Below are 16,489 nucleotides of genomic sequence, written 5' to 3'. Positions count from 1 at the left end.
TGTCGCGTCGCGGGTGCCGCGTCACGCGGCACGCCGTCGCGCGCGGGCGCGGGCTCGCAGCGCGTACGTGACCAGGGCGCGGACCGGGGCGGGTGGGCGGCGTACGGTCAGGGCCTCGCGGAGCGGCCGGTCCAGGAGCGAGGCGGCGAACGCCGAGGCCAGTGGGGCCAGTGGGGCGGGCAGCCGGGCCGCGAGCAGGCCCTTGCTGGTGGCGGCCCAGAGCGCGCGGCCCGCCTCCGTGGGGGCGAAGTGGCGTGTCTCGTACGCGCGCATCCAGCGCTCCACACCGGCCAGACCACCGGCCCCGGCCACGCCGCCGGTCGCCTCGCTAGTCGCCTCGCCCGCCGATTCGCCCTTCAGGCGCGGGAGTTCGGGCATGCCGAGGGCGTCCGCGAGCGACAGGTGGAAGACGTACGCCGCGTCCCGCTCCGCCTCGGTGACGGGCCGGTGGCCGTGGGCGTCGATGAACCGCAGTGGGCACACGGTGAAGCAGGCCAGTACGTAGTGCATCAGCTCCGGCGTGATGCCGGGCCGGTCGTGGACCCGGCGCAGACCGTCGACGACCCGACGGCCGTCCTCGCTGTCCAGGCCCTTTCCGATCAGGGTGAACATGGCCACCCCGGTCGCCTTGGCCCGGCCGCGCGGCTCGTTGGTCATCCGGCCGGTGGCGGCCAGCACCCGGGCGATGTCCGGGATGCCGAAGGTACGGACGAAGCCGAGGGTGAGTCCGACCCGGGACTCCTCCGGCATCGTCTCCAGGACGAGGCGCGCGTAGGCGCGGTACGCGCCGCGCGTTCCGGCGGTCATTCGGCCGCGGTGGCGACGGCCAGCGCCTCGCCGGTCAGGGGGGCGTACAGAGAGCGGGCGACCCGTACCAGGTGTGCGCGCTCCTCGGCCGGTTCCGCGTCCAGGCCGGGCAGCGGAGCCTGGTCCTCGCGCGGGCGCGGCGGGGTCCCGGCGTTCAGCGCCTCGCCCGCGGCGCGCAGCGCGGCGGCGACGATCAGGGCCGCCCGGTCACCGTCGTCCAGACCGGCCCGTTCGGCGACGCCGGTGGCCGCGGCGACCACCGCGGGATCGACCCACGGCCGCAGCGTCAACTGGCCGTCGCGTATCTCCAGTCCACGCCTGGCGGTACGCCACTCCAGGTCCCGGAACGCCAGCCGCTCGGTCCACGGCGATGGAGGCGCCTCCAGGGCCAGCCGGCGGTCCGCGCGGTACACCAGATCCCACAGCGGGCGCAGGGCCTGGTAGTCGCGGCGGCGGAGCGTCCAGGCGGCGACGGCCGGTCCGGCGAACCCCGCGGTGATGAGTACGGCTCCGAGCGCGGCGAACGCGGGGCCCACGGCCGTACTCAGCCACTCCACCCCGGCGACCTCCGCGAAGGCCGCGCCGATCGCGATGAGCTTGCACACGACATAGCCGCAGGCCACGAGCCCGCCGACGGCGATCAGCCGGATGCCGCGGCGCAGCCAGCCGTACGGCAGCCCGGCGGCGTGCCCGGAGCACACCCGGCTGATGTCGATCAGCGCGAAGCCGAACAGCACCTGGTAGATGACGAGGAAGACCGCGATCCGCGGACTGGTCGCGAAGGTGGTGTCGAACGTGAGGGGGGTCTCCGGGCTGTCCGCTCCCCCGGTGAGGAACAGGACGATCATCGTCGGCACCAGGACCGCGAACACCGCGAGCCGGCGCCGCGCCTGCCGCCAGGTGTCGCCCGTCACCCCTTCCCACACCTGGGCGTTGGTGCGCCTCTTCGGCGGGGTCCACATCCGGGCCAGCACCACGACGGAGGCGGAGAAACCCGTGATGCCGAGATAGACGAACAGCGTCGCCAGGTTGCCGCGGCCCGTGAGGCCGTCGATCAGCCGGTACAGCACCGGGGCCGCCACCACGAACGCGGTCGAGGGGGCCGCGACCGTCAGGGCGACGACGAGCAGACCGGGGGACGGATCCCGGCGCCACGCCCGGAACTTCAGTACGGCCACGACCCAGGCGACCGTACCGATGCCGAGGTAGACCACGTTGAACGGCGCCTCGGACATGCCGGACGCACCGCCTTCAGACATGCTGTCCCTTGCGATGCTCCAGCGCGGGCGCCAGCTGGGACGTCGTCCCGGCCCCGGGCGCCAGCACGAGAATGCGCGTCAACTCGGCCCCCAGGATCTCCGCTTCCTCTTCCGCGGCACCATCGTAGTGCGAACGGCCGAGCACCAGCCGGATCATGTCGGCGTCGATCGTGGGCAGTTCCACATGGGCCGTGTCCTCGTCGGCCGCCGGGGCCTCGGCGAGGTGCCCGCAGAGGAGATGCGCGAGTTCGTGGCAGATGATGTGCGCCTGGTGCAGGTCCGAGGTCTCCTGCTCGAAGTAGATGACGTCGGATTCCGCGCGGCGTTCGACGAACCCCGACGGCTCGTCCACCCGCATCCGGCGCGGAACGAGCCGTACGGGACGCCCCGACCGGTCGGCGACCGCGGCGCACAGCTCTTCGACCGTGCTCAGCTGCGGCAGATCCAGCTCTCTGACCATGGCCCGCATCCGGCGGCGGGTACGTCCAAGATCTCGCACGTTCTCCCCATCAGCGTCGGCCAGCCGCCAGTGCCCCAACGGCGTCTGCCGGTAGTCGGTCACGCCTCGGAGCGACCGTCGGACCGACCGTCGGAACGGCCCTCGGAGCGGCCGTCGGGCAGTCCGACGGCCTTCCTCAGTTGTTCCACAACAGTGAGGGCGGCGTCCTGCATTTCCGGGGGAAGGCCGGCGGCCCGCATGGCGATACGTTCCACCCGGGCGTCCCGCAGCGCCTCGATCTTCCGCAGGTCCCGCTCGACGGCCTGGGCGGTGGCGGAGTCGCTGAAGTAGTCCAGCGGGATGCCGAAGAACTTGGCGATCTTCACCGCGTTCTCCAGGCTGGGTTTCTGCGTGCCCTTGCGGAGGTTGCCGATGTAGGTGCCGCTCAGGCCGGTCCCCTCGGCGATCTCCGAGTCGCGCCAGGGGCGGCCCAGATCCTTGGGGTAGATCACCGAGATCACCCGCCGGAAGCGGGCCGCGAAGTCCAGAGGTTCCGACGGCTCTCCACGGTTCCCACTGTTCCCGCCGTCGCCAGTGTCGCCAGTGTCGCCAGATCGAAGAGCCGACGCTTCTGAGCGTGGAGAATCCGTGGCCATGTGCCGGATCATAGAACTCTTCGGCCGACGGCGGGGATCACACTGCCGTACCGATTTACACGATCGTTGCGAATAAGCAGGCCAAAAGACGCACCACGCACGGAATCGCCGTCGACCACCCGCCGTGCAATCAACAATAGTTGACTTCTCCTCGGCGCAAGTAGCAGGATCGACGACGCTGGCGCGTGCACGTCATGAGAGTCCCCCAGCGGGACCTCGCTCTGCGGGCGCCGGGCGCCGCTGCCCCACGGGGGTGGGCAACAGCGCCCGGCGTCCGGACCTGTCCACCGGACGGGCCCTGAAGCACTGAGGCCCTCATGACGCGCTCGCCACGGCTGTGCCGGGCGGGCGGCCATGAGGGCCTCAGTGTCCTTACGGGCTTACGTGCTGACGGGCCGGCGGGCCGACGGGCCGACGAACTTACGCGCCTACGGGCCTACGGGCCGCCCTGCGGGCGACGACCACCAGCGCGCCGCCCGCCGCGAGTACGGTCGCGCTCGCCCAGGCGATCGCCGACATACCGCCGCTACCGGTCCGGGCCAGGGCGCCGGTGCCGCCCGTGGTGCCCGCCGCGCCTGTCGTCCCCGCGGTGGCGGTCGGCGGTGCGATGGTCTGGGGCTGGGGCTGGTTGCCGCCCGAGCCGCCCGCCGAACCACCCTCCGAACCGCCCGTCGAACCACCGGTGCCGGCCGCGTCCGTCACCTGCACCGTGAAGAACGCCTTGTTGTTCGCCTTGTTGGTGTCGTACGCCAACTCCGCTCCCCACTCGGACATATGACGTACGACGCCGCGGGTCGTCGCCGGCGCGTCCTCGCCGACCTTCAGCACGAACGGCACCGTCGCGACCTTGCCCACGGGGAACGGCGAGCCGATCCGGCAGAGGTAGGCGGGCACGTCGGGGTCGGGGTCGCTCCCGCCGTCGCCCTTCCAGACGCGGCAGCGCTCCGGCATCTTCACCACGGTCGTGCCCTTGGGGATCTCGACCAGCAGCGAGATCTGACCGTCGGCGGTGATGAGGTCGACGGAGGCGGGGCCGTCGTTGCGGATCTTCGCCGCCAGAGTGACGGTGTCGCCGGGATCGGCGGTGACGGTGTCCCCGGTGACGTCGAGGTCGGCGGTGTTGGCCGCGTTGACGATCCATCGCCAGCGGTCCGTCAAGGACTCGCTGGGCGGAGCACTGCCGTCCGGAACGAGCGCGAGCACGGGCCCTGCCCCGGAGCCGCTGCCGCTCTTCGCGTTCTTCGCGCTCGTCGGCACGGTGGCGGCGAGGGGCGTCGCCTCGAAGTCCACGAACTCGAAGAGCGCCGTCTTCTTGACGTCGAAACCCACGGACGTGGACAGCCGGTAGCGCTTGCCCGGTTCGACGGGCGTGCTGATACGGCACACCGCCTCGGGCAGCGGGCGCCCGGCGCCGGACGGAGGGTCGGTCGTGCCGTACACGCAGTTCGAGAACCGCTGTGCGAAGCCGAGTTCGTGGGAGGTGCCGAGCCGCAGTTCCACGCCCTGAGCCGTCAGCGACCCCGTGTTGGCGACGGTGATCGGGGCGTCGAGCGTGCTGCCGGGCTCGGCGGTCTCCGTATCGGGGAGCCGGCTCACGACCAGCGCCACCGCGCCGACGGTGACCTTCACGGTCGTGTCGATGACGGTCGCGTTGGTGGACGTGGCGTAGACCCGGGCGGTGCCCGTCGTACCGAGCGCGGCGCCCGGCTTGGCGCTCATTTCGAGGAGCCCGCCCGAGTAACCGTCCGGCGCGATGTCCGTGACGGGCCACGCGCACACGTCGTCCGGGCAGCCGCTGGGGCCGCGGACCTCGGTGAAGGCGGAGATGCCGGACACGTCGATCTTGACGACCACGTCCTTGGCGGTGCCGCCGTCGGGGTCGCCCGGGACGCCCCAGTTGATCAGCGGCGGATCGCTCTCGGCGGGCTGTGGCAGGCCGACCTCGTTCTGGACGACGTGGAACTTCAGGACGGGACCGGCGGCCTTGTCCGGTTTCGAACCGTCCGCCTTGGCGGCCTGCGAACCCTCCGCCTTGGCGGGCTGCGAACCGTCCGCCTGGGCGGGCCGCGACGCACGCGCCGGGTCCGCCTGGGCCGGGGTACCGACGAGCACGGCGCCGAGGAGAACGGCCGCGACGGCGGCCGGGGCGGCCGGCCAGCGGCGTTGGCTGAGGTGTCGGCTGAGTAGAGACATCTCGCGGATACCTTTCCGTTTACCGGACGTTGGCTTCCAGATGTCCTGTGCGACAGATGGGCCTGGTGAATGGTTGTGCGGAGGTGAACACTCCGTTCAACGGGACACCGCTCGACGGGGCACCGCCGATCCCCCGAAGTCCCCCTCCCCGTATTCCGGTTAGCCGCTCCCCTCCCGCTTGCTAGGCTCCGTCCGTCGTGCTCGCGAGGCGATCCACTCGCGAGGGAATTCAGGGCCCCACACCCGAGGACTTCGTTCGTCCATGTCGCCGCCGTCGCGGCGGCACCGCCGTGCTGGGAGACCCTTTGAGACGCACCACCGCTCTGGCCGCCGTCGTCGCCGTCGTCGCCGGGTTCGTCGCCGTGACGGGTACGGGTGGCGCGGTCGCCGCCGACGTGGGGTTTCCGTTGCGGACCGACGGTGTCCAGGGGATCGACTTCGCCGGTGGCACCCTGAGCACCGTGGAGCGCGCGGCCAACGGCGATCCGTATGTGATGGCGCGGCGGGTCTCCGCCGACGGGTCGACGGCTTCCGCCCGGGTACCCCTGGCGTACGCCGGTACGTACGCCAATGGCGCGCACGTCAAGTACGTGCCGTGCGACGCGGGCTCGTGCGTGCCCATCGTCGGTTCCGGCAATGGCGAGGTGGGCTATGTGTTCGTGCAGGACGGACGGGAAAGCGTCCAGATCCGGCTCGGTCCCGACGAACTCAACGGCACGGAACCCGCCGTCACCGGCGCCAGGATCGTGGACTTCACCGGCCGTTTCTTCGTCTACGACGCGCAGTCGACCGGTAAGCAGTACATCGACGACGTCCAGCCGTACCGCACGACCGACGTGCGGATGACCCGTTCCCGCACCGCCGCCTCCGTGTGGGGCTCCCAGCTGTGGACCACGACCTCCACCACCGGGGCCGTCGCCGTCACCGACATCGAGACGAAGAAGGCCGTCGAGACCGTCTCCACCGGATCGGCGTGCGCGATCAAGGAGTTGCAGGCCGTCGGCCGCTGGATCTACTGGAACTGCGGCCCCACCGGCCGCGCCGGAGTCTACGACCGCACGGCGAAGAAGGGCTTCGCCGTCCCGTCCGGCCCCGCCATGGTCGGCGACGGTTATCTCGTACGGCATGACAGGACCGCGGGGAAGCTGGTGCTCACCGACTTCCACACCGGGCAGAGCGCGGCGCCCCGCCCGGTCGCCGAACTGCCCGCCGGCGACACCGCCGACCAGCGCCGGCTCACCTGGGCCGTGGACAAGTTCGGTGGTGACCTCGCGTACGTCGGCACCGACAACGCCCTGCGCGTCGTCCCCAGCGGTGTTCCGTCGCAGTCCCTCGCGAAGATCGAGTCCGAGGTGGACGACGCCGCGTCCCTGGACGTCAAGACCTCCGCGTGGAGCAGCACGTGGCAGTTCAGCAAGCCGGTGACCTGGACCTTCACGGCCAAGGACGCCCGCGGGCGCACCGTGCGTACGCTCACCGGGAAGGGCGGCCCGGAGGCCGACGTCTCCTGGAACGGGAGGACCGACGCGGGTGCGTACCCCTCCAACGGCCCGCACACCTGGACCCTGTCGGCCAAGGCCGCCGAAGGCACGGGGACGTACACCACCAGCGGGAAGCTCGGCGTGAGCGGTGGTCTGCCGGGCCACCACGACCAGGGCGGGAACGGCTACGGCGAGTTGGTCACACTCAACTCCCTGGGAGACCTGACCCTGCACTACACCGAGGGCAAGGGCGTCTTCGACTGGAAGCGGTCGGGCTCCGGCTGGCCCGCCGGGTCCGTCGCCGTTCCGTTCGGCGACATGGGCAGTGACCGGTGCGCCGAGATGCTCGTACGGATGCCGGGCGGCGAGCTGCGCCGCTATGCGGGCACGTGCGGCGGTACGTACAAGCCGGCCGGCAGTCACACCTCGCTCGGCACCGGCTGGAACGCGTACAACGTCCTGACCGCGCCCGGCGATCTGACCGGCGACGGACGTACCGATCTGCTCGCCCGCAAGGCGTCGACGAGCGACCTCTACCTCTTCGCCGATCTGGGCAACGGCAAGCTCGCCGCCGGGAAGAAGATCCGTTCCGGCTGGACGGGTTACACGCATGTCGTCGGTGCCGGTGATCTGAACGGGGACGGCATCGGCGACGTACTGGCCCGGGGGAAGAACGGGACCCTGTACCGGTACGACGGCACCGGCAAGGGCACGCTGCGGGAGCGCGTGACGGTGTTCACCGCCTGGGGCGCCTCGTACAACACCATCGTCGGCGTCGGTGACATCACCGGCGACGGCCGGAACGACCTGGTGATCCGGGACAAGGCCGGCAACCTCTACCGCAACGACGGGAAGGGCAACGGCTCCTTCACCTCGCGGACGAGGATCGCCACCGGCTGGCAGGGGTACAAGGGCGTCTTCTGAGCGGCCGGTTTTCCCGGGGCCGGGGTGTGGACCGCACGGGGTGTGAACCGCCGGGGGTGCGGCCCGGGGCCGGGGTGCGGACCCGGCGGAGATCCGGCCCGCCGGGGAGGCGGACCGGCCCCGGGACAGGCCCGCCTCAGATCGTCATCGCCTCCTGTATCCAGCGGTTGACGCGGTACGGCAGCCACCACTCCAGTCCGCCGACCGCGAGGACGAGACGCTCCTCGCGGAAGTCGGCGAGCGCGTCCGCCGGCACCGACTCCGCGGGAGCCCCGTACGCCAGGCGTTCGATCGCCTCCTGGTAGTGCGGCTCGTCCACCGTGAACCGGCGGAGATCTCCCCAGCGGCGGTCGCGGATCTGGACGAAGCCCGGCCCCTGCCGCCAGAGGCACTTGCCGAGGTAGTGGCCGTTGCGCCAGGTCCGCAGCGCGTCGGCCGCGGCCGACTCGTCCACTCCCTCCCCCTCGATCCGCTGCGGCGGCTGGAGGTGGCTCAGGAGGCGGCTGATGTCCTCGGCGGCCGTCGGGCCCCGGCCGGGATCCGGGCGCAGGTCCCACTCGACGAGTACCGCGCGGGCCGTCAGGTCTCTGACCAGGCTGAGGGTACGTACGGTACGGGCCGCCGCGTCCGGCGTTCCCGTGTCCGCGAGATCCACGACGCCGGAGAGCCGGACACGGCGCGCGCCCAGTTCCCACAGCCGGTCGCACTCCTCGGGGACGGAACCGGTCAGTGCGAGGTCGCCGAGGAACATCCCCGGCAGCGCGCAGGCGACGGGATCGTAGTCGCGCCAGGCGGCGGCGGACGGAGTGAGCGTGGAGCTGGAACCGGAACTCATCGGGCTGGCCTCCTGGTGCGCCTGAACGGTCGGACGGCGGTCGGACGAGGGCTGGTGGAAGTCGGACGGCGGTCGGACGAGGGCTGGTGGAAGTCGGACGGCGGTCGGACGAGGGCTGGTGGAAGATCGGGAGACGGGTCAGACCCCGGTCATGTGCGGTTCGGCCGACGCGGAGGCCGGTACGGGGGCGGGGCCCGGTACGGGGTCGGGTACGGGCGCCTCCACCCGAGGCGCGTGCCTGTGCCGCATGAAGTCCAGCCGCAGCAGGTCCTCGTTCACCGCCGAGGGCGCGATATGCACGTACTGCCCGTTGTCGGTGAAGACCAGCCCGAGCCCCACCCAGCGGTCGAGCAGATCCTGTACCTCGTCCTCCTGGAGCGCCCCGCCCGGCACCCGGCCCGCGGCCTTGCGGGTGAGGGCCGACGGCGTGTGCGGCTGGTCCAGCAGCCGGAACGCGGCGATCTCGTACGGGTCGGTCAGCTCCATCGCCCGCCACTCGAACGCCCGGCGCTTGCTGACCAGGACGATACGGTCGCCCAGATCGGCCTGCGTGAGACGCGCGTCGGCGTGGTGCTTGCGCCAGGCGGCGAGCGCGGCGTTGAGCGCGGTGACCGTGGGTTTGCCGATACCGCGCTCCGGCGCCTCGAAGACATAGGCGAGGCCGTAGAGCTCCTCTTCCGGCAGGTCGTAGGTGAAGCGGTAGTGCGCCTCGGGACGCAGCCCTGAGAAGCCCAGTTCGGGCCGGTTGAAGTAGGGGCTGAACCGTTCGATGGCGATACGGGCGGAGAGGTCGACCGGCGGATTGAGGTGTTCCAGCGCCGGTATCTGCGCGATGACCGGGTCGTAGTCCTCCGCGCTCTCCCCGGGGAAGCCGTGCAGATAGTTCCAGGAGACCGACAGGCCGGTCTCGGCGCCGTCGCGGAGCATGCGTACGTTCTGGCAGCCGCTGACACCCTTGTCCATCAGATCCAGTACACGGCTGTTCAGGCTCTCGATGCCCGGCTGTACGTAGATCAGGCCCGCGTCGGAGAGCGTACGGAGGTGGGCGCGGCGCATATTGGCCTTGATCTCGATGTGCAGCCGCAGGTCGTAGCCGCTCTCGATGATCCGGGGCAGGACGGTGGAGAGGTAGCCCATGTCGAGGATGTTGTCGACCACGTACATGTCCAGCACGCGGTGGCGGCGGGCGAGATCCATGATCTCGTCGTAGAAGGTGTCCGGGCTCTTGCTGCGGAACTGCATGAAGGAACCGTTGAGCCCGCAGAACGTGCAGTGGTGCTTCTCGCCCCACCAGCAGCCTCTGGCGCCCTCGACGACGAGTTTGGGCTCGACCCAGTTGCGGGCCACGGAGGCGCCGAGGCGTTCGAAGTAGCCGCTGTAGTCGGGCGGCAGGATGGTGGCGGGCGGCAGCGGGCTGGTGGCCATCGCGTTGGCGGTGCTCACGCCGTCCGGACCGCGGTGGCACAGCCCGGTGACGGTGGAGAGGTCCGGCTGTTCCTCGCCGAGCGCGGCCAGCAGCCGCGGAAACGCGGCCTCGCCCTCGCCCCGTATCACGTAATCCACGAACGGGAAGTTGCGATGGACCGTCGCGCCCTGCTCACCGTCGCAGTTGGCGCCGCCGATGACGGTCACGATGTGCGGCGCGAGCCGCTTGACCTGGCGGGCGGCGGCGAGCGCGGCGGTGTTCTGCTGGAAGGTGGAGGTGAAACCGACGACATCGGGTGCGTCGTCGACGATCCGCTGGGCGATCTCCGACACGAACTCCGGTACCAGCCGGTGCAGTTCGCGGGTCATCCGCATCCGGGAGGCGCCGAGCTTCCCCTTCATCGCGGCGGCGAACTCGTCGTCCCGCCAGGCGGGGTCGTCGTAGAGCGCGGAGGAGAAGACCCAGTCGCCGCAGCCCATGAAGTAGGAGGCCAGCGCGTAGTACTCGTAGTCCTCGGCGGTGAATTCCATGCGCCGGGTGATCCAGTCGGTGAATTCGAGGTTGGCGTGGAGGACTTCGGCACTGCCGTCCGGCACGTGCTCGTCCACACTCCGCTTGAGGATTCCCAGGGCCAGCGACGGAAGGTCGATGGGCGACCAGGGCATGTTGACCAGCAGTACGCGCATGTCGGCTCCTCGAGGGACGTACGGAGGTAGGTCGGTACGGGCAAACCGACCGCGGTCGTGCCCGGTCGTGGGCGGGACGACCGGCCGGCCCGGCATCGGTGGCCGCCGGGCCGGCCGGCGCGGATCAGATCAGTCCTCGTCCGCGTCTTCCGCGTTGCGGAACGGGATGGTGACCGTGACGCCGACGCTCGGCTTCCGGTTCTCCTCGTCACCCTCGAGCGGGTCGTTGTGGATGATGTCCTTCTGCATGGGCGGTTCTCCTCTCGGTGTGTTCGGCGGTACCTGTCCCGGCCGCCGCCGTGGTACGGACGCGGCCGGAATCCCCCCTCCGGTCGGCGGGGGGCGTCTTGGGGTCGCGGTGCGGGCCGTACGCGCCGTTCGTGCCGCGCCCGCCCTGCGTACCGCGCCCGCCCTGCGTGCCGCGCAGCTCGCGGTCGAGGAAGACGACGGCGCGGCGCAGTACGGCGACGTGGTCGCCGCCCTCGTAGCCGTCGTGCCCGCTGTCGAGCCACATCGACTCGTGGCGGGCTCCGGCGGCGCGGAGCGCGGCGAGGTAGCCGCGTACCTGGCCGGGCGGGCACTTGGCGTCCCGGGTGGCGGCCACGACCAGCAGCGGCGCGCGGACGTGCGAGGCGTACTGGATCGGCGAGCTGCGGGCGTACGCCTCGGGCACGTCGTCGGGCGTGCCTCCGTACAGGCGCTCGTCCAGGGCGCGCAGCGCGGAGGTGGTGGTGCGGTAGGCGGCGACACCGTCGGCGACGGGCTTGACGGCGACGCCCGCCTGCCACAGCCCGGGATGGGTGCCGAGGGCCAGCAGGGCGAGGTAGCCGCCCCACGAGGTGCCCCACAGTCCGACGGCGTCGGGGCGCACCAGCCCGCGGCCGATCAGATCGGCGCGGACCGCCACCAGGTCCTCGACCTGGGTGAGCCCCACGCCCGCCCCGAAGGCCCGGCGCCAGCGCGGACCGTAGCCGGTGGAGCCGCGGTAGTTGACGCGCGCGACGGCGAAACCCGAGGCCACGAGCGAGTGCACCACGCCGTCGTAGGCGTCGCGGTCGTGGTCGGCGGGACCGCCGTGCACGAGGAAGACGACGGGCGGCGGCGCGCTCCGGCGTTCGGGGGCTTGGCTCTCCGGGGCTTGCCTCTCCGGGGCTTGCCTCTCCGGGGCTTGCCTCTCCGGAAGACCGTGGCCTTCCGGGAGACTGAGCCACGTGTGCACGGGGCCGTCCGGGGTCGGCGTCCACAGATCGCGGTGGTCGCCCGGTACGCGCCCCGGCACGGTGCCGAGGGCCGGCAGCGCGGTACCGGCGGTGGAGTGCATACGCGGCGGATGGGCCGTGTCCGTCCACAGGTAGTGCACATCACCACCGGCGCCACCACCGGCGCGCGGCGCCGCGTCCAGCAGGCTGCCGGGCGGCGTCGGCACGGGCGTGAGGGTGCCGGTGTCCAGACAGGCCCGGTGCAGGGTGCTGCGGCCGTGGCGGTCCTCCCGGATCAGGACGGTGCGCCCCTCGTCCCCGCCCTCACCCCCATCCGGATACCAGCGGGCGGTGATCTCACTGTCGAACGCGCACCACGGGTACGTTCGGATCCCGGTCTCCGGACGCCAACTGGCCAGCAGATAGCGGTCGTCGTCCTCGCGTACCAGCAGCAGTTCGTCCCGTTCCGCGGTGGGCGCGAAGCCGAGCGACCAGAGTCTGCCGTGTTCCCCGGCGCCGGAGAGCACGGCGCGCGGTGTGCCGTCAGCGGCCAGGACGGTCACGGCGTGCGCGGAACCGGCGGGGCCGCTGATCGCCAGCAGGCCGGCCGCGGCGGTGATCCCGGACAGCGTGGCGTGCCGGTCGACGCGCGTCACCTCGCGTGCGGAACCGCCGCGCCGGCCCAGGTGGACGGTGGTCGTACGGCCGTCCCCCAGCCCCATGGCGACGGTCCCGTCGTCGCTCACGGCCAGGCCGCGCGGGGTCCCCGTGGGCACGCCGGTCAGCCCGGGGAGGTCGGGTCCGCCGCGGAAGGGCTGGAACAGCCAGCGGCCCGCGCCGTGCGCGTCCTCGTCGAACCACCACACGTTCGCGTCCCGGTCGATCGTTCCGTGCAGCGTGCCGCGCGGCCGGTCGGTGACCTGGCGGGCACGGCCCGTCGCGGCGTCCCAGGCGAACACCTCGCACCGGCCGTCCGCGTCGGCGGTGAACGCCATGAGCGCGGGATCGGCGGCGCAGACCTCGGGCAGGGCGGCGAGGTAGACCTGATAGCGGGAGCCGGTCACGCGCCTCGCCCCCTCTCCGGTACGCCCGTCGTCAGCACGCGTGTGGCCCCGAAGGTCGTGTGCAGAGCGAGCAGGACCAGTACCCCGGCGCACGCGAGCGCGGGCACGGCGGCCCCCGCGTGAGCCGTCAGCAGCCCGGACAGCGCGGGCGCCATGGCGGCGGCGCCGCCCGCGGCGGTGGCGAGCACGGAGCCCGCGCGGGCCTGGAGTTCGGGCGGGGTCCCCTGGATGGCGCGAGCCTGGAGGATCACGGTGGCGAGCGGCATGATCAGGCAGAACCCGCCGAACAGCGCCCCGTACGTCCACGGTCCCCCGGCCGTCGCGAGCGCGGCGGCGAGCGGGACCATGAGCCACGACACCGCCACGACCGCCCGTACGGGGCTGAGCCCGCGCACGAGCCGGGGCGCGGCGAGCGAACCGGCGAGTCCCGCAGCGCCGGACAGTGCCAGGACCAGACCCATGGGTGTGCCGCCGTGGCCGCTCTCCTGCAAGGTGAAGACGGCGTCGTAGTACAGCGCGGCCAGTACGCCGTTGACGGTGGTGGTCCACACAAGTACCAGACGCAGCAGGGGTGTTGACCGGACGAGCCGGAATCCGGCGGTGGCCTCGGCGGCCAGTGCGGACCAGGTGCCGCGCACGGAGCGACGCGCGGGCGGCGCGGGCCGCGCGGCCGGGTCCGCGCCGTCGGCCGGGGCGGCCCGGTCGGCCCGGTCGGCCCGGTCCGCAGGGTCCACACCGTCCGGCCGGTCAGCACCATCCGCCCGGTCAGCACCATCCGCCCGGTCAGTCCGGTCCGCCCGCAGGTCCGAGCGCATGGCGCGGACGCACACGGCCGTGACGACGTACGAGACGGCGTCCAGCACGAAGGGCAGCGCGCGCGAGGCCTGGTACAGCATGCCGCCCAGGGCGGGTCCGGCGACCAGGGCGCCCCGGTCACCCGCCTCCAGCCCGGCCACCACACGTGGGAGGTTCCCGGGCGTGGAGATCAGGGCCACCGTGCCGCGGGCCGCGGCCTCGTAGCAGGCGGTGGCGGTACGTTCCACGAGCACCGCGGCGAGCAGATGGAGCAGCGGCGGCCGTCCTTCCACGACGGCCAGGGCCACGGCCACGGAGCCCATCGCGAGCGCCGAGACCACCGCCGACCAGAACATCACCCGCTTTCGCGCGCCCCGGTCGGCGGGTACGGCGACCAGCGGGCCGAGTACCAGCCCGGTCGCCGTGGACACCCCCGCGACCAGCCCCACCACCGCCGGCGAGTAGCCGAGCCCGAGAAGCAACAGCGGCAGGACGACGCCGGATGCCTGGCTGCCGAGGGAGTCGGCGGCGTTCGCACACCAGAAGAGCCGGATGTCGCGGGTGGCGTGCTCGTTGGGCTCGGCGTGCGTGGTGCGCTCGGCGTGCGCGGTGTCGTCGCTCTGGACCGGAGGTACGGCCTCGACGCGCGAGGCTCCCGTTTCGGGAAGAGAAGATCCCACGCGCAGCCCACCCCGTTTCCGCCGTCGTCAGACTCGAAGTCACTTGCGAGATCGCATGCGAAGTAGCGCCGCATCCAGCAAAGATGCGGAGAAAACGTGCAGGAATTGAAACGCTCGGGAGCTTAACCAGGCGTCGTCGTGGAGGACAAGGACGCCGGAACGAGGGCGGTTTCGTTTTCGCGCGGACGCCACGGGGCGCGCCGGGGCCTCCGTACAGCAGCATCGGGACGGTCGGTTCTTACCGCGTCCGTCGCCCGCGATCACCGCGTCAGGGGTGGCGGATTCGGGTCACGACGGCGCGGCACCCGGGATTCCCGCTTCGCTTTGGCATTCGCGGCGCCGAATGCGCCGTCCGGGCGAGCGAAGACCCCTGGAGATCGTCCAGATCGCCGCCAACGGACCGGACATAAGCCGGAATTCACCACTCCGCGCGAGGCAGGCCATCTGAACAGCGCGGGGAACAGAGCGGAACGCCGCCATCCGTACGGACCGCAAGCACACAGCGACGCTCCGCGACGGCCGCCGTACACAGCCGTACACCACCGTCACACCGGCCACCGACGGCGTACGGAGGCTTCCCGGTGGTAAACGCGGCCCCCGCCGCCAACGCGCCGTACGCCGCGCGCCTCGACGGAGGAAAGGGGCCCGGCGGAAGCGCGCGGGCCCGCGCGATATCCGGAATCCCACTCCCCGGATATCGCCCGGCCGACGGTGCCGGCTCAACTTATTGGCCGGAAACGTACAGGAGACAAGCGAAAAGAAGACAGACGGAATAGGAAATCCGGAGCACGGAGCCCGGAGCGCGGAGCACGATGTCGTCGCCGCATGACGCCCGCTTCCCCGAACACACCCCCGCCCGGTGGCACCGTCCGCCCCACTGAACGGACCGGGTACAGCGGGCAGTTCAGCGCTTGGCCCCACGCCGGCCGTAATGCCTGGCCAGCGCGTGAAACGCCTGCTTCGGCTCCCAGCGCCAGGCCGACGCCGGATCGTCGGGCCGTTCCCGGATCGTCTTCACGACGCTGTAGCTCGCCATGTCGAGGTCGTAGCGCGGCTCGGGGCGGTGCGGGGCGTCCGGGGTGACGAATTCGTAGACCAGCGCCGCGTACAGACCCATCGACTCGAAGACGCCGAGTACGTCGGTGATGTACGCGGCCTGACTCCGCTCGCCGCGCACCAGGTCACCGATGATCTCTTCCGGCCGCTTGGTGTGGTCGATGACGTTCCAGCCCATGCCGCCCGGCTCCGGGGCGCCCAGGTACGTACAGGAGCCGAACTCGGAGATCGCCACGGGCTTGCCCCAGCGCCGGTACGCCGACAGCTCACGTACGTACTCCTCCCTGCGGGCGTGATACGCGTAGTAGTTGACGCTGACGATGTCGAACAGCTCCCAGTCGACCTCGTCCTCCTGCGCCGCGCCGTACGTCATCGGGCCGCCGAAGACGGACCTGCCGACCGCCGCGGACCGCGCGATGAACGAGGTGAGCCGGCGCGTCATCCGCACCGGGTCGAACGTGCCGTTGAGAAGGCTCTCGATACGTTCCATGACGTCGGCGCCCGGCACGATGCCCGGCACGTACAGCACGAACTCGCAGCCGACACTGAGATGAACGCGGGCGCCCTGGCGCCGCAGGCGCTCGGCGTGCCTGCCGGTCTCCGCGAGATGTTCGAGGATCTCCCTCTCGGGACGGTCCCCCAGCCGCGGCTGGAGCCAGACGTGCAGCCCGCGCTCCGCCGCCTCCGGCGCCGTGGCCGCGAGCCGCTCGACGCCGTCACCGAAGACCGACACCGAACTCGCGTGCAGGTCGTCCTTGACGGCCCGGATGTCGGCGCGCATCCGCCCGGCGTCCCACCCGTCGCGGGGGTCTCCCCGTCCCCCACGGCGTAACACACCCCGCGATACGCCAGCCCACGCCGCCGCGCCGCCCCGCCCTCGGCCGAGGCCGCCCCGGCGGTCGGCAGCACGCCCGCGGCCACCACGCCCCCAACCCCCGCGGCCCCAGCCAGAAACCGCCCCCGACTGATCCCCTCGTCGCGCACCGTGC

The 16,489-nt window shown here is 71.9% G+C and carries 10 protein-coding genes and 1 pseudogene; 1 reads left to right on the top strand and 10 read right to left on the bottom strand.

What is annotated here, in order from left to right:
- Nucleotides 1-21 precede the first annotated feature (21 nt).
- The 5 genes from CU044_RS04875 to CU044_RS04855 form a co-directional block, all read right to left on the bottom strand.
- Nucleotides 22-807: an oxygenase MpaB family protein gene (locus CU044_RS04875; RefSeq protein ID WP_129767200.1), complete on the bottom strand. Its 786-nt coding sequence runs from the start codon at nucleotides 805-807 to the stop codon at nucleotides 22-24.
- Nucleotides 804-2,066 (bottom strand): MAB_1171c family putative transporter, encoded by a 1,263-nt coding sequence (locus CU044_RS04870; protein ID WP_129767199.1) that lies wholly within the window; start codon nucleotides 2,064-2,066, stop codon nucleotides 804-806. Before CU044_RS04870 ends, CU044_RS04875 begins: the two co-directional genes overlap by 4 nt.
- Nucleotides 2,059-2,565, bottom strand: coding sequence for a hypothetical protein (locus CU044_RS04865; protein WP_129767198.1), 507 nt, complete (start codon nucleotides 2,563-2,565; stop codon nucleotides 2,059-2,061). Before CU044_RS04865 ends, CU044_RS04870 begins: the two co-directional genes overlap by 8 nt.
- Before the next feature lie 59 nt (nucleotides 2,566-2,624).
- Nucleotides 2,625-3,017: a helix-turn-helix transcriptional regulator gene (locus CU044_RS04860; RefSeq protein ID WP_165371782.1), complete on the bottom strand. Its 393-nt coding sequence runs from the start codon at nucleotides 3,015-3,017 to the stop codon at nucleotides 2,625-2,627.
- Between the two features lie 564 nt (nucleotides 3,018-3,581).
- Nucleotides 3,582-5,354, bottom strand: coding sequence for a hypothetical protein (locus tag CU044_RS04855; protein WP_129767196.1), 1,773 nt, complete (start codon nucleotides 5,352-5,354; stop codon nucleotides 3,582-3,584).
- A gap of 305 nt (nucleotides 5,355-5,659) precedes the next feature.
- Between CU044_RS04855 and CU044_RS04850 the strand changes: the two genes are divergently transcribed.
- A complete protein-coding gene (locus tag CU044_RS04850) occupies nucleotides 5,660-7,759 on the top strand; it encodes a VCBS repeat-containing protein (protein ID WP_240045346.1) in 2,100 nt (699 codons plus the stop codon).
- A 136-nt stretch (nucleotides 7,760-7,895) separates the two neighbouring features.
- On the opposite strand, the gene CU044_RS04845 is transcribed toward CU044_RS04850, so the two are convergent.
- The 5 genes and pseudogenes from CU044_RS04845 to CU044_RS04825 form a co-directional block, all read right to left on the bottom strand.
- Complete coding sequence (locus CU044_RS04845; protein ID WP_129767195.1) at nucleotides 7,896-8,594, bottom strand: DUF5825 family protein; 699 nt, start codon at nucleotides 8,592-8,594, stop codon at nucleotides 7,896-7,898.
- A 138-nt stretch (nucleotides 8,595-8,732) separates the two neighbouring features.
- Nucleotides 8,733-10,706: a RiPP maturation radical SAM C-methyltransferase gene (locus CU044_RS04840; RefSeq protein WP_129767194.1), complete on the bottom strand. Its 1,974-nt coding sequence runs from the start codon at nucleotides 10,704-10,706 to the stop codon at nucleotides 8,733-8,735.
- Between the two features lie 208 nt (nucleotides 10,707-10,914).
- Nucleotides 10,915-12,900: an alpha/beta fold hydrolase gene (locus tag CU044_RS04835; RefSeq protein ID WP_129767254.1), complete on the bottom strand. Its 1,986-nt coding sequence runs from the start codon at nucleotides 12,898-12,900 to the stop codon at nucleotides 10,915-10,917.
- Nucleotides 12,901-12,965: 65 nt separating this feature from the next.
- Nucleotides 12,966-14,444 carry an MFS transporter gene (locus CU044_RS04830; protein ID WP_129767193.1) on the bottom strand — a complete coding sequence of 493 codons (1,479 nt, stop codon included), beginning with the start codon at nucleotides 14,442-14,444 and terminating at the stop codon, nucleotides 12,966-12,968.
- A gap of 904 nt (nucleotides 14,445-15,348) precedes the next feature.
- Nucleotides 15,349-16,484, bottom strand: a pseudogene (locus tag CU044_RS04825) (abortive phage infection protein).
- Nucleotides 16,485-16,489 lie beyond the last annotated feature (5 nt).

The sequence above is a fragment of the Streptomyces sp. L-9-10 genome, from assembly GCF_004151105.1.
Lineage (GTDB): Bacteria > Actinomycetota > Actinomycetes > Streptomycetales > Streptomycetaceae > Streptomyces.
Note: the sequence above shows the minus strand (reverse complement) of the source record. Positions and strands in the feature narration are given on the sequence as shown.